The sequence below is a fragment of the Janthinobacterium sp. 64 genome, from assembly GCF_002813325.1.
Taxonomy (GTDB): domain Bacteria; phylum Pseudomonadota; class Gammaproteobacteria; order Burkholderiales; family Burkholderiaceae_D; genus Janthinobacterium.
The window spans coordinates 704,101-724,070 of the sequence record NZ_PHUG01000001.1; the positions used below are offsets into that span (position 1 = coordinate 704,101).

The following is a 19,970-nucleotide window of genomic DNA, read 5'->3' on the forward strand; positions in this document are numbered from 1 at the left end:
GCTGGCTAGCTTAGCTCTTGTCCCACCACGGCGGCGTGCCCGAAGACCAGGGGCACGCCATTTCCAATTCGTTGATCCTGTAGCGGATCTCTATCACCTGGCCATGGTGAAACGGACCGCGTCGCCAGTCGCCGGAGTCAAAGACGTAGCCTTTGCCCTTGATGCAGTGGTGGTTCGGATTGTTGCCGATGGGGCCGGTAGAGTGCAGGGTGACGCGCACTTCGCCGTTGGCGTCCAGCGGGGCGTCGCCGCCCATGAACAGTGGATCCGAGCCGACGTCGCAGACAGTGGTGCTACCTATCTTGCTGCAGTGCTTGATATACGTTTGCTGGCGCGCATTGGCCAGGTAATCGTCATGCCGCATCGGCTTGCCGTCATCATAGGTAAAGCGCAGGATGACTTGCGTGGGTTCGCTGGCCGGATGGCGGGTGGTGCTGGTGCAGGCGGCGCTGACCAGGGCCAGCAAGGGCCAGGCCAGCAGGCGCAGGGTGCGTCGCAGCAGGCGGGCTGGAATCTTTTCAGTCTGGGACATGGTGCTCCATGGAGAGTGGCTGCGGCGGCGTCGCGCCGAAGGCGGCGATCATAGCATGCAACTATTTTTCCCCGCAGCACGCCTGCGGCAACGCTAGCGCGCCGCGATCGGCAGCGCCGCCACCCGTTCCAGCTGCATGCTGCCGTCGGCAAGGCGCTGCGGCGGCACCATCATCACCAGTTCCCCTGTCACCGTGCCGTCGCTGCGGCGGTCGATGCGCACCTTGAGCTTGCGGTCGAGGGCGACAAATACGTTGGGCGCGGCGGCGACGATGCGGTGTTCCTCGCCGTCGCCCACCTTGGCATACTGCAAGCCGCCGTACTGGCGCAGGCGCAAGCTCTGGCCATTGGCCAAGGTGTACTCGCCCGCATATGGCTGGAAGTCTTCGCGGCTGAGGTAGCGGGGCTGGGCGGGCGGCGTGATGCGCAGCGACAGGGCCGGCACTTCGACCGTGCGCTGCGGCGGCAGCACCTGGGCCGTGGCCAGGGCGCTGGCGGCGATGACGATGATGGTAATCACGGTATTTTTCATGGTGAATACTCCTTTCTGATGGTTGGGCTGGCGCTCTGGTGGATCTTGGCGATCAGCTCGCCCTGGCGCGCCGTGCCCGTCTTGTCGTAGATGTGGTGCAGATGCGTCCTGACGGTGTTGATGGAGACGCCCGTATCGGCGGCGATGCGGTCGATGGCGGTGCCTTGCGCCAGCGCCTGGGCCACCAGCGCTTCGGCCTGCGTCAGGTCAAACAGCTGCTGCAATGCAGGGGCGGCGATGGCTGCCGCCAGCCGGGCAATGCAGGCTGCGTTCCAGGCCGGGACCGAACAGGGCCAGTGCGCTGGCGTTCGCGTAGAGCACGTCGAGCCGGCCATCGACCAGCAGCACGGCCGTGCCGAGCGCATCGAGCGCCGCGCGCGTGGTGCGTGCCTGCATGCCGCTCTGGGCCAGGCGGGAACGGATGTGCAGGGCGCGCTGCAGGTGGGGCAGCAGCGCTTGCAGTTGCGCCTGCACCAGTGGGCTGTCCGCAAACGGCCCCTGCGTGCGCTGGCGGTGCACACCCAGCTGGGCAGATTCCCCGGGCGCCATGGGCAAGATCGCGCAGATGACGTGGTAAAGGTCATGCGGGCGGCAAAAGTCGGCATAGAATTCCGTGCGCTCGAAATCGCGCGGACGAATGTGCTCTGCGCAGTCGTGAACCTGGCCCACGCCCAGGCGGTATGCCACTTTCGCCCAGATATCGTGCTGCCAGTAATACGCTTCATACGCGCTGCTGGCCTCCTTGCCGAAGTGGCCCGCCGGATTGAGCAGCTGCGCGCCGCTGTCGCTTTGCAGGATCAGGATGGTCTCACTGCCGCCGCCGAAGGCATCGGCCAGGTCGCGGCACAGCTGTGGCCACAGTGCATCGTCGAGCGCGGCGTCATACAGGCGGGCGATCAATCCCTGCTGCTGCGCTGTCATCGGCATGTCCATGGCGTCCGCCAGCTCATGCCATGCCGTCAGCGGCCGGGAAAGCCCAGCGTGGCCAGATGCTCGCCCTGCGCGCTGCCATCGGCCAACTGGCGTGCCGGCACCACCATCACCAGCTCGCCACCCACGCTGCCATCGTCGTGATGGTCGATGCGCACTTTCAGCTGACGGTCCAGCGCCACGAAGGCGTTGCGGCTGGTGGCGACGATGCGGTGTTCGGGCTGGTTGCCGATGCGCGCATACATGATGCTGCCGGAGCGGCGCAGCTGCAGGGTGTCGCCATTTGACAGGTCGTAGGCGCCTGCGAAGTTCAGGAAGTCTTCGCGCAGCATGTAATGGGGCTGGTCCGGAACGTCGATGCGCAGCGAGTGACCGGGCACTTCCACGGTCTTGTCTTGCGGCAGGGTTTGCGCACTCGCCGCCAGGCAGGTGGCTGACAGGCCCAGCAATGTGCTCAGGATGATGGTTTTCATGATGTCGTCCCTCGATGGTTGAGTGCCCCTTGCGCGTGGCCCGGTCGGGCGGGCGTGAGGCTGAAGCCAGTCTAGGCAAGGGCGCTGCGCGGCGCATCATTCATCCGAATGAGATGGGGATTGATATTTTGCGGGGTGCGGTTATCTGGCGTCAGGCAAAGCCGACCAAGGCGCCGCGCCGTCAAAAATCTTTCATCAACGCAATCTCGCGCGGCAAGTTGTGGCGCGTGATGTAAGATTCGCACTATGTCCGATTTCACATTTTCCGATTGCCCATGAGTTCAATAATGATCCCCGACGTCGCCCTGGTCGACAATACCGAACAACGCACGCCGCTGGTGCTCGTGCTGGACTGTTCCGGCAGCATGGATGGCGAACCCGTCTCGCTGCTCAACGATGGCCTGGCCTTGCTGGAGCAGGAACTCAAGTCCGACGTGATCGCCGCCAAGCGCGTGCGCATCCTGGTGATTCAATATGGCGCCCACGATGAAGCGGTGGTGGCCAGCAACTGGTGCGACGCCATGGATTTCACCGCGCCCCGCCTTGAGGCGAACGGCACCACGCCGACCGGCGCGGCCGTGGAACTGGCCCTGGCGGAAATCGAGCAGGAAAAACAGCGTTTCCGCGCCGCTGGCGTGGCGTACACGCGGCCCTGGCTGTTCTTGATGTCGGACGGCGAGCCGACGGACCGCTGGCAGCACGGCGCCGAACAGGCGCGCGCGGCCGAGCAGGCGAATAAAGTGGCGATCTTCCCCATCGCCGTGGGCGACCACGCGAATATCGATACCCTGGGGCAGTTTTCCAGCCGTGGCGAACGGGGCGTGAAGCAGCTGAAAGGCTTGCAGTTCCGCGAACTGTTCCTGTGGCTGAGCGCCAGCATGCAGGTGGTGTCGCAATCGCGTCCCGGCGCGCAGGCGCAGCTGGCCTCGACGGACGGCTGGTCCGTCGTCAATACGTGAAAGCCCGCTGATCCATGACTGCGGTACAGAATACCTGGCGCGTGTTCGGCGCGTCCGTCACGGGCAAGGCGCACCTGGATAAAGCCATCCCTTGCCAGGATGCGCACGCGCACGCCGTCGTGGGCGACGTGCTGGTGGCCATCGTCTGCGATGGCGCCGGTTCGGCCAGGCTCAGCGAACAGGGCGCGCAGTTTGTTGCCGCGCACACCGTGCAGGCGCTGGCTGGCCGTCTGGAGCAGGGCGCCAGCGTGCAGGATTTGCACGACGGCGCGCTGGCGGGCACCCTGGCGCAGATCCGCGCTGCGCTCGACGACATCGCCCGCGCCGCCAACGCCACCCTCGACGACTACGCGGCCACGGTCGTCGGCGTGGTCATGGGGCAAGATGCCGGCTTCTTTTTCCACCTGGGCGATGGCCTGGGCGTGGCGCAACTGGGCGATGGGGGCGAACTGATCTCGCTGCCCGCCAATGGCGAATACGCCAACGAAACCTATTTTCTGTCGGGAGAGCGCTGGCGCGAACAGCTGCGCCTGCTGCCGATATCCCAATCCGTGCGCGGCGTCGTGCTGATGTCGGACGGCTGCATGCCCTTTGCCATGAGCAAGAACAATGCGGCGCTGTACGCACCGTTCATGGATGCCGTGCAAGGCTATCTGCGCACGGTCGACAGCGTGGAGCTGGGCAACGAAGCATTGGCATCCACCTTGGCCGACCCGCGCACGCACCAGATCACGGGCGACGACAAGACCCTGCTGCTGGCCTTGCGCGCATGAGCCGCAAGCAAGGAGTTGCGCCCGGTCTGAGTCCGGGCGGCAAGATATGGCTCGACAAAGTCCGTAGCCTGGTGCTGGGAAAACTCGTCAAGAGTGGCGGCGCGGGCAGCGTGTATTTGCTGCCGGACGCGCCCGCGCAGGTGGCCAAGCTGTACCATCCGCACCTGGACCGGGCCGCCAACCGGCGCAAGCTCGAAGCGATGCTGGAGTTGTCGCCCGAGCTGCCGGACCAGCTGGAAAACGGCAAGCGCTACGTGCAGATTGCGTGGCCGCAGGCGGCCGTGTTCGACGGCCAGGGCGGCTTCGCCGGTTTCGTCATGCCCTTGCTGGACATGGCGCAGACGGCCGAGCTGGAACAGATCATGCAGGAGAGGCAGGCGCGCGCGGCCGGCTTGCCCACGGGACTCGGTCCCAAGCTGACCCTGGCTGCCAACCTGGCCGCTGTCCTCGATGCCTTGCACCAGCAGCAGCATTACGTGGTCGATTTAAAGCCCGTGAATCTGCGCTTTTACCGCGATTCGCTGTACATCGCCATGCTCGATTGCGACGGTTTCAGCATCCAGGGCCATGCCGAGCGTTTTCCTGCGGAGCAATTCACGGCCGACTACCTGGCGCCGGAATTCCAGCGCAAGGGCATGCCGGCGGGCACGGAAATGGCGCAAGACCGCTTTGCGCTGGCCGTCGTCATCTTCCAGTTGCTCAACTTTGGCATTCACCCGTACAGCGGGCGGCCCGGCAATGCGCAAGTGGCGACCGATATTCCCGGGCGTATCCGCGACGGCTGCTATGCGTATGGGATCAAACGCCACAAGCAGCTGGCGCCGAACGCCACCAGCGGCCATGCGCTGATGCCGCCAGAACTGCGCGCCATGTTCGACCGCGCTTTTTCGCAATCCCCCAAACCGCAGCGGCCGTCGGCAGCCGACTGGGCACAATTGCTGCGCGGCTATGCGCAGCGCAGCGGCGGCAAGTTGGTCGTGTGCGCCGCGAATCCCGAACATCAGCATTTTGCCGGCTTCGGCTGCGCCGCCTGTGCGCGCGACAAGGTCATCGTCGCGGCCGGGCAGGCGTCCGTGCAGGCGCAGCAGATGCAGTTGCAACAGCAATCGTTGCCACAGCAGCGCAGCCCGCGCGGCGCGCACGGCGCGCATCATACGGCGCCGGGGCAGACGCCCGTACGGCTGCCTGCAGGCGGTGGGCAGGCCAATGCGGTCGGCATTTCCGGCAAGGGCTGGGCCGTGGTGGTGCTGCTGATCGTGCTGTTCCTGATCGGCTTTACGGCCTGGATCTCGTCGTCCGATGAAGTCAAGGACAAGGCCGCCCTGCAGGCGCAGGCCGAGCAGGCGGCAGGCCTGGAAGTATTTGGCTGGCGCCCGCGCAAGGCGGCCGGTTTCCAGCCGTCCGATGCGCGCAAGGCCGTGCGCAGCCTGTCGCAAGCGATCAGCAAGGGCGACGATGACGCCGTCACGCGCGGCTTGCAACTGTTGTACCGTTCCGGCCAGGAAAAGCCGTCCGGCTACGGCATCGATCGCACGCAGGCGCAGCTGCGCGCCTCGTTGCTCGAGGGCCTGGGCTGGGTGCCCGGCTATGAGCCGGGGCTGGTCGCGACCTATCTCGACCTGCTACAAGCGAACCCGCGCGACCATCTGGTGGCGGCGGCCATGGGCCGCATGCATCTGAGCCTGAACGAACCGCAGGCGGCGCGCCAGTACTTCGAGCAAGCCGTGTGGGCACGCCCGACCGATGGCACGGCCTGGCTGGGCATCGCGGCCGCGGCGCAGCTGCGCGGCGGCGACGAGGGCGATGCCGTCAATCTGGTGGCGCTGGCGCAGCTGACGGCTTACCGCTACGCCGTGGAGCATGCCTTGCCAACCGAGCCGGGCCAGCCGGCCGACAATGGCGTGGCGCGCATGACGCAGCGCATGGACCTGAACGCCAAGGTGCTGCGCCTGGCGCAGCCGGGCGCTTACCAGAAACGCTGGGACAAGGTGCTGGCCGAGGGCGCGCTGCTGGCAGCCAAACTCAAGGCCATGCCGCCCTTGCGGGACCAGGTCGGCAGTGTACAGCGCGAGACGATGACGACGGTTGCCTATGGCGTGCTGGACGAAAAGCACGCAAGGGGTGAAAACCGCTTGACCCTGACCATTGCGGCCGACGGCACCCTGAGCTATGCGGCGGCCGAGTTGCCGATGGAGCCGATGCTCAACAAGGTGCTGCTCGACAGCGTCAAGCGCTGGACCTATTTGCCGGCCGTGCAGCACGGTCAATTGCAGGATGCCAAGGTGGTGGTGCTCGTGCGCTACCGCGATGGCCGGGTCAGCTTCGAGCCGGGCGGTGTGGCCGTCACGGCGGATAATTAAAGGAATAGCATGAAAATCAAGACGATATGCGCCGTGCTGGGCGCATCCTTGCTGGCCTCAGGCATGGCGCAGGCGGACATCGTGCAGCGCCTGGTGGTAACAGCCATGGCGGCCGAGCCAGATAGCGAAGGCGGCGATGTGTTCAGTATTGCGGGCAAGACGGCTTGCGGCGGCAAGCAGATACGCATGGATGCGCGCTCGGTGAACCTGGACGAGGCGCCGTACGAGGCGCTGAAAGCGGGGCTGGCCAAGCAGATCCGCAGCAAGACGCCCATGCTCGTCACCCTGAAAAAATGCCCGGACGATGTGAGCGTGCCCATCGTGCGCAAGATCGCCGACTGCACGCCCGGCACTTGTGCCGATGGCCAGGCGCGGCTGTACCTGCACGAGCGTTTCTACCCCATCGAGCAGGAAAAGGCGCCGAATGTGCTGATCTTGCCCTTGCCAAAAGGCAAGCAGCCTGGCACGTGGAAGGTGGAGATTTACAGCGTGGCGGGCCACAAGCTGCGCCTGTCGGGCCAGGTCAACCGCGCCGATTATGCATCCGGCGAGTTGGTGGGCGGCTATGTCTCGTATTACCCGGATGGCAAGATCGAGAAACAGGTGGCGCAGGATGGGCAGGGCCGTCAGCATGGCATCGGCAGCAAGTATTTTCCCGATGGCACGCTGGAGCTGCGTGGTGACTGGCGCCATGGCTTGCCAGAAGGCGAGCATCAGCGCTATCACGCGACCGGCAAGTTGAGTGAAACGAGCATCTACCGCGATGGCAAGCAGCTCGACGGGCCAGTGCAGACGTTTGATGAAAATGGCAAGCTGAGTAGCAGCTACACTTTGCGCGGCGGCAAGATGGAAGGCGAGATGCTCACATACTTCCCTGATGGAAAAATCTCCAGCCGCGCGGAAATGCAGAACGGTAAGTTCAATGGCGTGAGCACGAATTACTACCCGGATGGCGCCGTGCAAGCCAGGATGACGCAGGTTAACGACTTGCCCACGGGCGAGGCAATGGAATTCTATGCGGACGGCAAGGTGAAAAGCCGCCAGCAATATGGAGACAAGGGCGGGCTGCTCAGTATCCAGCGCTACAGCCCTCAGGGCGTGCTGGTGCTGGAACGGAAATGGGATGCACGACTGCGCGAACAGGGCACGTCGCGCTCGTGGTACGAGAACGGCAAGCCGGAACAAGCCATCGACTACGTGAACGACCGGCGCGACGGCTGGAGCCGCAGCTGGCACGAGGATGGCAGTTTGAAGGGCGAATGCCAGTACCTGGCCGGCAAGGCCCAGGGCGGCTGCGGCGAAGCGCCGCCAGCGCCGGAACTGCAGCGCAAGGAGCAGGCATGGCGCGCCTTGTGAAGCATGTGCTGCTGGCAACGCTGCTGTGGCCGGTACTGGCCCACGCCGAGATCGAACAGCGGCAAGTGGTCAGCGCGATCAAGGCGACGCCCGACGGCGATGTGCTGACCCTGGCCAGCGACAGCGGCTGCGGCGGCAGGGAGGTGCTGATGGATGCCGTGTCCGTGGGCCTGGACGCGCAGCAATACGCCGCCATGAAGCAGCAATTGGCCAAGCTGATACGTGACAAAACGCCCTTGTTGATGCGTATCAGATCTTGTCCCGCGCCAGGTGGCGCCGGACCGCTTGGCATGCCCGATGTCGGCAAGCTGGGCGGTTGCGAGCCGCAAGCCTGTACCGATGGCAAGGCGCGCCTGTACCTGAATCACAATCTGACGCGCGGCGAAGTCAAGGAACATGCGCGCTATGCGCTGGTCGTCCCGCTGCCGCCAGGCAAGACGCGCGCCACCTGGCAAGTCGAGATCTATCACGTGCGCGAAGGCGAGCCGAAGCGGCTGATTGGCGAGGTCAACGATCCCGATTACCTGCGCGGCAAGCTGGTGGGCAACTACAGCATGTACTACCCGCATGGCCAGTTGGAAATGCAGGTGGAGCAAGATGGCCGCGGCGTGCAGGAAGGTGTGCAGACCCTGTATCGTCCTGAGGGCCAGATTTCCATGCGCAACACGTGGCGCAATGGCGTGCAGGAAGGCGAACAGCGGACCTATCACGATACGGGCAAGCTGAACGAGGCCAGCCAGTACGTGAACGGCGCCCGCGCCGATGGCCTGGTGGAAACCTTCGATGAGGATGGCAAGTTGCGCACGCGCATGAATCAGATCAAGGGCCAGACGGAGGGCGAGCTGCTGCTATTTTATCCCGATGGCACGGTGGAAAGCCGCAGCCGGTACGAGAACGGCATCCAGTCAGGACCGAGCACCGGCTACTTCCCGGATGGCAAGGTGCAGCGTACAACGCAATACGTGGACGACAAGCCGGCCGGCGACAGCGTCGAGTATTACCCGGATGGCACAGTGGCCAGCAAGCGCACGCACAGCGGCCACTTCGTCTTGCGCAGCGAACAGCGCTTCAGCCGGGCCGGCATATTGATGGTGCAGAAACAGTGGAACGCGGGCGGCCGCGAGGAGGGCGCGCTGCGTTCCTGGCATGCGAATGGCAAGCCGCGTCAATTGATCGAGTATGTCGATGGCGAGCGCCAGGGCTGGACGCGGCACTGGCGGGAAGATGGTAGCCTGGAAAGCGAATGCCGCTATGTGGCGGACGAGCCGCATGGGGAGTGCACGGGGGCGTCCGCGAAGATGTCGTACACGGAAGATGGAATTGAGTTTGAGATGCCGGAGCAGTGAAGCATGTCAATTAACCCAAGACAAGGACTGGGGTCAGACCCGTCGGGTCTGACCCCGGCTCTTTGCCTGAGGGTTCGGTGATGCTATCGGCTTACAAATAGTCTAGGACTGCGGCGTAACATTACCGGTGCGGCGGCGTCAGCACACTGGCGATTGCCTTCGGCAAGGTTTCCGGATAATCGCGGCTGAAGTGCAGACCGCGGCTTTCGCGGCGCGACAGGGCGCTGTTGACGATCATCGAGGCCACGTCGACGAGGTTGCGCAGTTCCAGTAAATCGTGCGTGATGCGGAAGTTGCGGTAGTACTCGTCGATTTCTTCCTTCAACAGGGCGATGCGGTGCTGGGCCCGCTCCAGGCGCTTGGTCGTGCGCACGATGCCCACATAATTCCACATGAAGCGGCGCAGCTCGTCCCAGTTGTGGGCAATGACCACTTCCTCGTCCGCATCGGTGACGCGGCTTTCATCCCAGTCGGGCAGGTACGGCGTGCCCAGCTTTTCCTTGCTTTCGATATCCTGCGCGCAGGCGCGGCCGATGACGATGCATTCCAGCAAAGAGTTCGATGCCAGGCGGTTTGCGCCATGCAGGCCCGTGCAGGCCGTCTCGCCGACCGCATACAGGCCCGGCAAGTCGGCGCGGCCCGCCAGGTCCGTCACCACGCCGCCGCAGGTGTAGTGGGCGGCGGGCACGATGGGGATAGGCTGCTTGGTGATGTCGATGCCCAGTTCCAGGCAGCGCGCGTAGATGGTGGGGAAGTGTTCGATGAGGAATGCGGCCGGCTTGTGGCTGATGTCCAGGTGCACGTAGTCGAGACCGCGTTTCTTGATTTCGAAGTCGATGGCGCGCGCCACCACGTCGCGCGGCGCCAGTTCTGCCCGCTCATCGTGGGCCAGCATGAAGCGCGTACCCGCTGCCGCGCCCGCTTCAGGCGGCAGTTTCAGCAAGCCCCCTTCGCCACGGATGGCTTCGGTGATCAAAAACGATTTGGCATAGGGGTGGTACAGGCAAGTCGGGTGGAACTGGATGAATTCCATGTTCGACACGCGGCAGCCCGCGCGCCAGGCCATGGCGATGCCGTCGCCGCTGGCCGTGTCGGGGTTGGTGGTATATAAATACACCTTGCCGGCGCCGCCCGTGGCCAGCACGGTGTGCTCGGCGGCGAAGGTCAGCACTTTACCCGTTTGCTCATCCTGCACGTACAGGCCGTGGCAATGCGGTTGCGCGTTGCGCTGGGTCGGCTTCATGCCCAGCTTGTCGGAGGTGATCAGGTCGATCGCGCAATGGTGTTCGAACAGGCTGATGTTCGGGTGGGCGCGTACCTTTTCTTCCAGCGTCACTTGCACGGCATGGCCTGTGGCGTCGGCTGCGTGGATGATGCGGCGCTGGCTGTGTCCGCCTTCGCGGGTCAAATGAAACCCCAGCTCGGCCGTGGCGTCGCGCGTAAACGGCACGCCTTGCTCGATCAGCCATTCGATGGCTTCGCGGCCGTGCTCGACGATGTAGCGCGTGGCGCTCTCGTCGCACAGGCCGCCGCCCGCGATCAGGGTGTCTTCGATGTGTTGCTGGTGGCTGTCGCCCGAGTCCAGCACGGCCGCGATCCCGCCCTGCGCCCAGTTGCTGGCGCCATCGAGCAGCGCGCGTTTGGAAATGATCGCGACGGTGCGCGTCTCAGCTAAATGCAGTGCAACCGATAAACCCGCCAGGCCACTGCCGACAATCGCTACATCAAATTTCATGACATTCATCTCTTTTAGGGGAAGCATACTATATGCCATTTCCCCTCATTCGGTAATGTGTTGAGATAAATTATGCAAGCGAAAGATAGCTGGGGCCGTAGCTTGTGGCGCATCAATGTCTTCGCGGAACAGTTCGCCATCATGGCAAGACAGCCGCAAGCCGCCCCGTGCGCGGCGTGATGCTTTTTGCCGCAGGAGGAACCATGATCCGCATCTTCAGCCATTATGTCTCGAAAACAGCATTTATCTTGCTGTTGCTGGAAATCCTGATCCTGCTGCTGTCGGCCACCCTGACATCGATGCTGTGGCTGGCGGACGGCAGCCGCGTGCTGCGCGTGGGCGAGATCTACCTGTCGTCCACGATCTTTGCGCTGGTCATCGTTTTCAGCATGAGCGCGCTGGGCATGTACCAGCACCGCTCGCGCGAAGACATCCGCAATACGCTGTTGCGCATCCTGCCGTCGTTCGCGCTGGGTTTTGCCGTACTCAGTGTGTTGATCCGTTTTATCCCTTCCTTGCATTTCGGGCGTGGCAGCGTGCTGATCTTCGGCCTGGGCGCCATCGGCGTGCTGCTGGCGCGCCTGGTGGTGTTCAAGTCGTCACAATCGACGCTGATGGAAGGCCGGCTGATCCTGGTGGGCGGCGGGGCGCTGGCGCGCGAATGCATGGACTTGGCAGCGAGCAAGAGCGGTTTCCACCAGTTTACCGTCGTCGGCTGCATCGATGTGGCGGGAGAGCAATGCTGTGTGCCGGCCTCGGCCTTGCTGCCGGCCGAACCGTCGCTGCTGGCCATGGCCCAGCGCCATGCCGCGCATGAAATCGTCGTTTCCGTCAGCGACCGGCGCAATGGCGCGTTTCCTGCCAAGCAACTACTGGAATGCGCGCTGGGTGGGGTCAAGGTGATCGACGCGGCCACGTTTTTCGAGCGCGAAGCGTGCCAGATCCGCATCGATTCATTGCAACCGAGCTATCTGATCTACGGCGGCGGCTTCGACCAGAGCTTTTTCCGCGCTAGCTCGAAGCGGATGTTCGACCTGGCGGCAAGCAGCATCATCTGCCTGGCGGCGCTGCCCGTGATGCTGGCCACGGCCCTGTGTATTCGGCTGGAAGATGGCGGCCCCGTGTTTTACCAGCAAGAGCGGGTGGGGCGCGACGGCTTGCCCTTCAACGTGCTGAAATTTCGCAGCATGCGCTGCGATGCGGAGCGCGATGGCAAACCCATCTGGGCGCTGGCCAACGATGCGCGCATCACGCGCGTGGGCAATCTGATCCGCAAGCTGCGCATCGACGAGTTGCCGCAGATGCTCAATGTGTTTCGCGGCGAGATGAGTTTTGTCGGACCACGGCCCGAACGTGCCTATTTTGTCGAGCAATTGAAGGAACAGGTGCCGTACTACAACATCCGTCACAGCATCAAGCCTGGCATCACGGGCCTGGCCCAGGTGCGCTATCAATATGGCGCTTCCGTCGACGATGCCGTCAAGAAGCTGCAATACGATTTGTATTATGTGAAAAACAATAGCCTGTTCCTCGACTTGCTGATCTTGCTCGACACGGTGCAGGTGGTGCTGTTTGGCAAAGGCAGCCGATGATGCGGGAGCAGTCGGACTGGCTGGCGGCAGCCGATGCGGCGGCGCTCAGCCATGGCCTGGCGTCGCTGGCCTTCTTCGTGCTGGCGCTGCTACTCATCAGCAACTGGCGCGCGCGGCAAAATGTGCGCGCCTTGCTCGTGGCGTGCCTGGCGACGGGTGGCTGGGCCACGGGCACGGTGGTGCTGGTGCTGCTGGGGCAACGCACCGCGCTGGCCGGCGATGCGCTCGAATTGCTGCGCACCCTGGCCTGGCTGCTGTTTTTGCTGCTGCTGATCGAACCGTCGCGGCCCCGCCTGCGCCTGGTACTGGTGGGCATCGTCCTCACGGCGCTGGCGCCCGCGTTGTCCGCGCTGGCCTCGTCGTGGCTGGCGCTGCCTTTGCCTGCGCGCATCATCGCCAGCGTCAGCCGTTTGCTGCTGGCCGTGCTGGGCATGCTGCTGGTGGAACAGTGGTACCGCAACACGCCTCCCTTGAAACGCTGGGGCATCAAGTTTGCCTGCCTGGGCGTGGGCGGCTTGTTTGCCTACGATTTTTATCTGTACAGCGATGCATTGCTGTTTCGCGCGATCAACGACGATATCTGGTCCGCGCGCGGCATCGTCGACGCCCTGTGCGCGCCGCTGCTGGCCGTGTCGGCCGCGCGCAATCCCGGCTGGGCGCTGGGCCTGTCCGTTTCGCGCCAGATGCTGTACCGCTCGGCCGCCTTGCTGGGCTCGGCGATCTATCTGCTGGCCATGGCGGCCAGCGCCTATTACTTGCGCTATTTCGGCGGCACCTGGGGTTCCTTGATGCAGATGGCATACCTGGGCGGGGCGGCCCTGCTGCTGGCGGGCGTGCTGTTTTCCGGCAGCTTGCGCGCCAAGCTCAAGGTCTATATCAATAAACATTTTTACAATGCCATCTTCGATTACCGCGAAGAATGGCTGAGATTTACGCGCGCGCTGTCCGAAGACGGGCCAGCCTTGGGCGAACGCACGATACAGGCCATGGCGCAGCTGGTGGAAAGCCGCGCCGGCGCGCTGTGGATCTTGCGCGAACAGGGGCAGTTCGCTCCCGCCGCCAGCTGGAACTGGCCGCCTGGCACGTGGAGCGAACCGGCGTCCGGCCCCCTGTGCCAGTTCCTGGAGGCAAGACTATGGGTGATCGACGTGCCCGATTGTGTGCAAAATCCGGGCCAGTATGGCGGTTTGCGCTTGCCGCCGGCACTGCTGGCGCTGCCCGATGTATGGCTGCTGGTGCCCTTGATGCTGCATGGCCAGCTGTTCGCCTTTGTGGCACTGGCGCGGCCCCGCACGCACATCAGCTTGAACTGGGAAATCCGCGACGTGCTGAAAATTGCCGGCAGCCAGGCCGCCAGCTACCTGGCCCACCGCGAATCGCTCGACACCTTGACGGTGGCGCGCCAGTTCGATTCGTTCAACCGCATGTCCACGTTTATCGTGCACGACCTCAAAAACCTCGTGTTCCAGCTGTCCTTGCTATTAAGCAATGCGGAAAAGCACCGCGCCAATCCCGCATTTCAGGAAGACATGCTGGGCACGCTCGACCATTCCGTGCAGAAAATGAAGACCTTGCTGCAGAAGCTCGCGCGCGGCGAGGCGCCGGAAGCACCGGCGCCGCTGCTGCTCGACGGCTTGCTGCGCCAGGCCGTGGCAGCCAAGGCCAGCCTGGCGCCGGCACCCCGGCTGGAAATCGTCGATGGCGAGCTGACGGTGCTGGCCAACCGCGCGCGCCTGGAACGGGTGCTGGGCCATTTGATCCAGAACGCCATCGAGGCGACGGCCAGCGATGGCACGGTGGACGTGCGGCTGCGGCGCGTACAGCATACGGCCGTGGTGGAACTCGACGATACGGGGCAGGGCATGAGCGAGCAATTCATCCGCGAGCGCCTGTTCAAGCCGTTCGACACGACCAAGACGGCGGGCATGGGCATCGGCGTGTTTGAAAGCCGCGAATACCTGCGCGAAGTGGGCGGCAGCCTGGAAGTGCGCAGCGAGCCGCAAGTAGGCACGACGTTTCGCATGATCTTGCCGCTGTATGCGGCCATGGGGTCTGACCCGCCGGGTCATACCCCAGATTTCCGCTGTTCTACCCGTTGACTGGAGTGCATACGCATGGCGAAACAAAAACTGCTGGTCATCGAAGACGATCCCGGCCTGCAAAAGCAGCTGCACTGGAGTTTTGACGGCTATGACGTCTTGCTGGCGGGCGAGCGCGAAACGGCGCTGGCGCTGGTGCGGCGCCACCAGCCGGCCGTGGTGACGATGGACCTGGGCTTGCCGCCCGACCCGGACGGCGCCACGGAAGGGCTGGCCACCCTGCAGCAGATCCTTGCGCTGGCGCCGGACACGAAAGTCATCATCCTCTCGGGCAACCAGGAACGCGCGCATGCCTTGAAAGCGATTGCCCTGGGCGCCTATGATTTCCACCAGAAACCGTTTGACGCCGACATGCTGGGCCTGGTGATCGCCCGCGCGTTCTACTTGCACGCGATGCAACAGGAAAACCGGCGCATGCTGCAGACGCAGGCCGACTCGCCGCTGGCGGGCATCGTCAGCCGCGACCCCGGCATGCTGAAACTGTGCCGCAGTGTGGAAAAAGTGGCGCCCTCGTCGGCCAGCGTCATGCTGCTGGGCGACTCGGGCAGCGGCAAGGAATTGATTGCGCGGGGCTTGCATGCGCTGTCGAGCCGCCACGCGCAGCGCTTCATCGCCATCAATTGCGCGGCGATTCCCGAAAACCTGCTGGAAAGCGAGCTCTTCGGCTACGAGCGGGGGGCATTTACGGGCGCGGCGCGGCAAACCCTGGGCAAGATCGAGCTGGCCCACGGCGGCACCTTCTTTCTCGACGAGGTCGGCGACATGCCGATGGCCTTGCAGGCGAAATTGTTGCGCTTTTTGCAGGAAAGAGTCATCGAAAGGGTGGGCGGGCGCGCCGAGATCGCCGTCGATGTGCGCATCGTCTGCGCCACGCACCAGGATCTGAAGGTGCTGGCGGAACAGGGGCGTTTCCGCGAAGACCTGTTTTACCGGCTCAGCGAAATCGTCTTGCGCATTCCGCCGCTGCGCGAGCGGGCCGGCGATGCGGCCTTGCTGGCCCACCATTTCAAGAACAAGTTCTGCGCCAGCGAAGGACGCAGCAACCTGCATTTCAGCGCCGGTGCGCTGCAGCTGATCGAAAGCTATGGCTGGCCCGGCAATGTGCGCGAGGTGGAAAACTGCATCAAGCGCGCCGTCATCATGAGCGACGGGCCGCAGATCGCCGCCGACGACCTGGGCTTGCCGGCCAGCGCCCAGGCGGCGCCCGCGGACGAGGCCATCAATCTGCGCCAGGCCCGCGAAGCGGCCGAATACAAGGTGATGGTGCGCGCGCTGGCGCGGGCCGACGGCAATATCGCCAAGGCAGCCGAACTGCTGGGCGTGAGCCGGCCCACCCTGTACGACTTGATGGGCCATCACGGCATCAAGTCGCAGGTGAATAGCTGAGTGTATTAAAAATCAAGATTGTGTAAGGCGTCGCACATACGCTGGCGCCGCCGTGGCGCATCCTTGTCTCATCCACAACAAGGAGGCGCCATGAACGCAATCACATTATTGATGCAGGACCACAAGGCCGTCAAAGCCCTGTTTGCCCAGTATGAAGGCTTGAGCGACCGCTCATTTGCCACGAAGAAAAAGCTGGCCGACCAGATCTGCCAGGAACTCACCGTGCATACGCAGATCGAAGAAGAAATCTTCTACCCGGCCGTGCGTCGTCCCATCCACGACGGCGACCTGATGGATGAAGCCCTCGTCGAGCACGCGAGCGCCAAGGAGCTCATCGCGCAGATCGCCGCCATGGACCCGGCCGACGACCTGTACGACGCCAAGGTCAAGGTGCTGTCCGAGCAGATCGAGCATCACGTCAAGGAAGAAGAGGGCGACATGTTTCCCAAGGTGCGTGATACGGCCGTCGATCTCGACGCGCTGGGCCAGGAAATGGCCGCGCGCAAGGAGCAGCTGACGGGCGTGCCCGCTTGAGCGGCTTACAAAATCAACAAGCAAGGGAGAATTCCATGCAAGCTACACAACTGTCCGCGTCGGACCTGAACAATCCGGGCGTGTCCTGGGGCGCCGTGCTGGCGGGCGCTGCCGCTGCGGCCGCCTTGTCCTTCATCCTGCTGATCCTCGGCGTGGGCCTGGGCCTGTCGTCCGTGTCGCCCTGGTCGTTCAATGCGACGGCCATCGGCGTGTCGACCATCGCCTGGCTGGCCTTCATGCAACTGGCCGCGTCCGGCATCGGCGGCTACATGGCGGGCCGGCTGCGCGTGAAATGGAGCGCCATCCACACGGATGAAGTGCATTTCCGCGATACGGCGCACGGCTTGCTGGCCTGGGCCGTGGCCACCCTGATCACCGTGGCCGTGCTGGCCGGCGGCACGCGCGCCGTGCTCAGCGGCGCCATCGATGCGGGCAGCGGCGTGGCGGCGGCAGTGTCCCCGGCTGCGGCGGCCGGTGCCGGGGCAGCAGGCGCCAAGGCGGGCGAGGGCAGCGCCGCCAATCCGCTCGATTATTTCTCGGACATGCTGCTGCGCGCCGCACCCGCGGCTGCCACGGGCGAGGCGGGCGGTACTGTCGCCGAGCAGCGCGTGGAAACCGGCAAGATCTTCGCCATGGGTCTGTCCACGGGCAGCCTGGCCGCCGATGACCGCGCCTACCTGGGCCAGCTCGTCGCCGGCCGCACGGGCTTGACGCAGGCTGAAGCGGAAGCGCGCGTCGACGCCGTCTACGCCCGCGCCGCCAAGGCCGCCGCCGATGCCAAGGCGAAAGCACAGCAGGCGGCCGAGGCTGCCCGCAAGGCCGGCGCGCATACGGCGTTGTGGATGTTCGTCGCCTTGCTGCTCGGCGCTTTCGTCGCCAGCCTGGCGGCCACGTTCGGCGGCCGCCAGCGCGACCATGAGCGCGTGCTGCGCCACGTGACCATTTAAATCATCCATTTCAATTCAGGAGTCTGCCATGCGTTCCATCCTCTTGCTGCTGCTGGGCATTCCATTGCCCATCGTCATACTGATCGCCCTGTTCGTGCGCTGACAAGGCCAATACAAAAGCCGGCGCCCGCTGCAAGGTGGGCGCCGGCTTTTGCGTGAAAGCGGGCGCATGTGTAAGATGGCGCCATCTTTCCACCGAGACTAACCATGACCTTTCCCTTGCTGAAAACCGCCGCCATCGCCGCTTTTGCCTGCACCATGCTGGCCGCGTGTTCCACCCTGATCGGCCCGCGCGACGTGAATGTGTCGCTGAGCAAGATGCAGCAAGGCCTGGAACGCCGCTTTCCCATCGACAAGCGCGTGCTGTCCGTGCTGGACGTCAAGCTGACCCGCCCGCAGTTGTCGCTGCAGCCCGAGCGCGAACGGGTCGCCTTGAGCGTGGACGCCAGCGTCTTGCCGCCGTTCATACGCCAGAGCTGGCGCGGCAGCCTCGCCATGTCGGGCCGCCTCGTGCTCGACGCCCGGCGCAATGCCGTCTACCTGAGCGAGGCGAGCGTCGACAAGGTCAGCATCGACGGCATGGATGAAGCCCAGCAGCGCCAGTTCGCCAAGGTGGCTAGCCTGGTGGCCGACCAGCTCATGCATGAAACGCCGATCTACACCTTCAAGCCCGACGAATTGCGCTATGCGGGCGTGCAATTCGTGCCGACGCAGATCAGGACCACGGGCAATGGATTGACGGTGACGTTCGAGCCGGTGAAGTAGGGGCGCATTGCATCAGAATGCTTTATGGGCAAAATTTACGGGCAAAAGTAATGACGGCTATCGGCAGGCGGATCTATTCGCTCAAGACCCACCCGGGCGAGCAGCTTTTCGATGACTGCAGCGTCGCGCACATTCTGCTCTGACACTGCATAGCCATCATGCAAAGAAATTTTCACCACCCCGGCGTGGCACCAGATAAAGACCTCGATACCCGTGATGTTGCACTGACCTGGCTGTTGCCACGAGGTATCATCAATCAGCGATGGAAACTGCAAGAACACATCGCCCTGGTATGCGACGCCCGGCACGGGCTGCGGTGGCAGTGCGTCAAATTTCACCAGGCCGACGCCCAGGTCCGCCAAAAATGTGTCAAGTTGCGCCGGTTCCTTATAGACAAAGGAGACATCCAATGAGTCGCCGTCATTGGCATGTCCTCCAAGTGCCCTGAAAAAACGGAAGAATTTCAGCCGTCGTGCCCATCTGCGTAGCTTTTTTTCGCTATGGTCCCTGAACAGGTATTGCATCCATCTATTCACGGCGATCCCGCATCAAGCTGTGTCGTTGTGTTATTGCGCGGCGTCGCCTCTTCATGGAACAGGTCCGCCAGGTACTCGCACAGCGCATCTGCTTCAATATCGTCCGGAATAATGAAATCGGCGGGGCGGCGCTTGCCTTCCGCACCGAGATAGAATGCGCGCCATGCCCCTGGATCCCCGCGGACGGCAATCAGCGTGCCGAAAACATTGAATCTGCATTCCTGCATCAATCTGCTCCATTCCCTTGCTCAGGCTTGAGCATTTATTGTGCTATAGTAATATTTACTTATATAGTAACATTTACTGATCCAGGGGGCGGGCAATGGTGAATATCAGCACGGCGGGAATCCAACCCGGGGCACTGTCTGCCGCGGCAGGCAGCAAGGTGTCATCTGACAAGGCAGCATCGGACAAGGCCCAGACAACCCAGGCGCCGGCCGGCGCTGGCGCCGTGGCGGGAGAGGTCGTGATTTCGACCCTGGCCGGGCGTTTGTCGGTAGCTTCGACGGCCACCAGCGCCACCATCCGGGGCTACGATCATGCGGCACTGGGCGCGTGGGTGAATGACAATACCACTGATATCCTGTATCCGCTGGACGCCGAACACAAGGCAGCGGCCGCCAAACAGCTGCCGCAACCGAATGACGCGGCAGCGGCAAAGTCGGCCGCCGCCGCGACGGCGTTTGTCGACAGGAAGGGTCCCAATCCGTTTGCGGGCTTGTCGCGCGAGCAATTGTCCACCATTTCGAACGATGACAGCGGCACATTCACCATCAACGAGCGGCGCGCCGCCTTTACGCAGGCGTATCAGGAAGAAGAGGCCTGGCGCGCCCAAGTCGTGGCGCAAGCCATGCAGGAATACAATACCACTGGCAAGATGACCAATTTCTTCAAGTCGGTGCTGGGGCATTTCAATACATTGCCGCAGCTGGAACAATCGCAATATCCTGCCAATTATGCGAGCGACCTGGAAGACAAGATCAAGCTCGATTTTAATTATTTCAATCACGCGGCCGGCGATGGCGGGCCAACGCCGGGTTCGCTTGCAGACCTGCTGAAAAAGCAGGATAAAAAAGGCCAGGATCTGTTTGATCTGCTGATACGCTGATCTCTGGA

At 63.6% G+C, this 19,970-nt stretch carries 21 protein-coding genes; 13 read left to right on the forward strand and 8 right to left on the reverse strand.

The window, feature by feature from the left end:
- Positions 1–10: 10 nt before the first annotated feature.
- From CLU91_RS02990 to CLU91_RS03005, 5 genes are all read right to left on the reverse strand, one after another.
- Positions 11–532: a hypothetical protein gene (locus CLU91_RS02990; protein ID WP_100872920.1), complete on the reverse strand. Its 522-nt coding sequence runs from the start codon at positions 530–532 to the stop codon at positions 11–13.
- 93 nt (positions 533–625) lie between these two features.
- On the reverse strand, positions 626–1,063 hold the full coding sequence (locus CLU91_RS02995; RefSeq protein ID WP_100872921.1) for a hypothetical protein: 438 nt from the start codon (positions 1,061–1,063) through the stop codon (positions 626–628).
- Positions 1,060–1,287 carry a helix-turn-helix transcriptional regulator gene (locus CLU91_RS27725; RefSeq protein WP_157814563.1) on the reverse strand — a complete coding sequence of 76 codons (228 nt, stop codon included), beginning with the start codon at positions 1,285–1,287 and terminating at the stop codon, positions 1,060–1,062. Before CLU91_RS27725 ends, CLU91_RS02995 begins: the two co-directional genes overlap by 4 nt.
- Complete coding sequence (locus CLU91_RS27730; RefSeq protein ID WP_157814564.1) at positions 1,271–1,996, reverse strand: hypothetical protein; 726 nt, start codon at positions 1,994–1,996, stop codon at positions 1,271–1,273. Before CLU91_RS27730 ends, CLU91_RS27725 begins: the two co-directional genes overlap by 17 nt.
- A 26-nt stretch (positions 1,997–2,022) precedes the next feature.
- Complete coding sequence (locus CLU91_RS03005) at positions 2,023–2,466, reverse strand: hypothetical protein (RefSeq protein WP_100872923.1); 444 nt, start codon at positions 2,464–2,466, stop codon at positions 2,023–2,025.
- A gap of 29 nt (positions 2,467–2,495) precedes the next feature.
- Here CLU91_RS03005 and CLU91_RS03010 point away from each other — a divergent pair, with 29 nt between their 5' ends.
- The 6 genes from CLU91_RS03010 to CLU91_RS03035 are packed head-to-tail and all read left to right on the forward strand — an operon-like array spanning position 2,496 to position 9,260.
- Positions 2,496–2,702: a hypothetical protein gene (locus CLU91_RS03010; RefSeq protein WP_100872924.1), complete on the forward strand. Its 207-nt coding sequence runs from the start codon at positions 2,496–2,498 to the stop codon at positions 2,700–2,702.
- A 39-nt stretch (positions 2,703–2,741) separates the two neighbouring features.
- On the forward strand, positions 2,742–3,425 hold the full coding sequence (locus CLU91_RS03015; protein ID WP_100872925.1) for a vWA domain-containing protein: 684 nt from the start codon (positions 2,742–2,744) through the stop codon (positions 3,423–3,425).
- Between the two features lie 14 nt (positions 3,426–3,439).
- Positions 3,440–4,198: a PP2C family serine/threonine-protein phosphatase gene (locus CLU91_RS03020; protein ID WP_100872926.1), complete on the forward strand. Its 759-nt coding sequence runs from the start codon at positions 3,440–3,442 to the stop codon at positions 4,196–4,198.
- A complete protein-coding gene (locus tag CLU91_RS03025) occupies positions 4,195–6,558 on the forward strand; it encodes a hypothetical protein (RefSeq protein ID WP_100872927.1) in 2,364 nt (787 codons plus the stop codon). Before CLU91_RS03020 ends, CLU91_RS03025 begins: the two co-directional genes overlap by 4 nt.
- A 9-nt stretch (positions 6,559–6,567) precedes the next feature.
- Positions 6,568–7,914: a toxin-antitoxin system YwqK family antitoxin gene (locus CLU91_RS03030; RefSeq protein WP_100872928.1), complete on the forward strand. Its 1,347-nt coding sequence runs from the start codon at positions 6,568–6,570 to the stop codon at positions 7,912–7,914.
- Positions 7,899–9,260, forward strand: coding sequence for a toxin-antitoxin system YwqK family antitoxin (locus CLU91_RS03035; RefSeq protein ID WP_100872929.1), 1,362 nt, complete (start codon positions 7,899–7,901; stop codon positions 9,258–9,260). Before CLU91_RS03030 ends, CLU91_RS03035 begins: the two co-directional genes overlap by 16 nt.
- 121 nt (positions 9,261–9,381) lie before the next feature.
- On the opposite strand, the gene nadB is transcribed toward CLU91_RS03035, so the two are convergent.
- Positions 9,382–10,995, reverse strand: a complete 1,614-nt coding sequence (gene nadB, locus CLU91_RS03040; RefSeq protein WP_100872930.1) for an L-aspartate oxidase — start codon at positions 10,993–10,995, stop codon at positions 9,382–9,384.
- A 203-nt stretch (positions 10,996–11,198) separates the two neighbouring features.
- Between nadB and CLU91_RS03045 the strand changes: the two genes are divergently transcribed.
- From CLU91_RS03045 to CLU91_RS03070, 6 genes are all read left to right on the forward strand, one after another.
- Positions 11,199–12,587: a TIGR03013 family XrtA/PEP-CTERM system glycosyltransferase gene (locus tag CLU91_RS03045; RefSeq protein WP_100872931.1), complete on the forward strand. Its 1,389-nt coding sequence runs from the start codon at positions 11,199–11,201 to the stop codon at positions 12,585–12,587.
- Positions 12,584–14,686, forward strand: coding sequence for an XrtA/PEP-CTERM system histidine kinase PrsK (gene prsK / locus CLU91_RS03050; RefSeq protein ID WP_100872932.1), 2,103 nt, complete (start codon positions 12,584–12,586; stop codon positions 14,684–14,686). Before CLU91_RS03045 ends, prsK begins: the two co-directional genes overlap by 4 nt.
- Before the next feature lie 15 nt (positions 14,687–14,701).
- A complete protein-coding gene (gene prsR, locus CLU91_RS03055) occupies positions 14,702–16,072 on the forward strand; it encodes a PEP-CTERM-box response regulator transcription factor (RefSeq protein ID WP_100872933.1) in 1,371 nt (456 codons plus the stop codon).
- 90 nt (positions 16,073–16,162) lie between these two features.
- Positions 16,163–16,606, forward strand: a complete 444-nt coding sequence (locus CLU91_RS03060) for a hemerythrin domain-containing protein (RefSeq protein WP_100872934.1) — start codon at positions 16,163–16,165, stop codon at positions 16,604–16,606.
- A 35-nt stretch (positions 16,607–16,641) separates the two neighbouring features.
- Entirely contained in the window at positions 16,642–17,553 is a 912-nt protein-coding gene (locus CLU91_RS03065; protein WP_100872935.1) for a hypothetical protein, read from the forward strand.
- Positions 17,554–17,760: 207 nt separating this feature from the next.
- Positions 17,761–18,318 carry a DUF1439 domain-containing protein gene (locus CLU91_RS03070; RefSeq protein ID WP_100872936.1) on the forward strand — a complete coding sequence of 186 codons (558 nt, stop codon included), beginning with the start codon at positions 17,761–17,763 and terminating at the stop codon, positions 18,316–18,318.
- Between the two features lie 35 nt (positions 18,319–18,353).
- Here CLU91_RS03070 and CLU91_RS03075 read toward each other — a convergent pair whose 3' ends face one another.
- Positions 18,354–18,842 (reverse strand): hypothetical protein, encoded by a 489-nt coding sequence (locus CLU91_RS03075; RefSeq protein WP_232730602.1) that lies wholly within the window; start codon positions 18,840–18,842, stop codon positions 18,354–18,356.
- An 8-nt stretch (positions 18,843–18,850) separates the two neighbouring features.
- Complete coding sequence (locus CLU91_RS03080) at positions 18,851–19,081, reverse strand: DUF7661 family protein (protein ID WP_100872938.1); 231 nt, start codon at positions 19,079–19,081, stop codon at positions 18,851–18,853.
- A 158-nt stretch (positions 19,082–19,239) separates the two neighbouring features.
- Here CLU91_RS03080 and CLU91_RS03085 point away from each other — a divergent pair, with 158 nt between their 5' ends.
- Positions 19,240–19,962 carry a hypothetical protein gene (locus CLU91_RS03085; RefSeq protein ID WP_157814566.1) on the forward strand — a complete coding sequence of 241 codons (723 nt, stop codon included), beginning with the start codon at positions 19,240–19,242 and terminating at the stop codon, positions 19,960–19,962.
- The last annotated feature ends 8 nt before the right edge of the window (positions 19,963–19,970 follow it).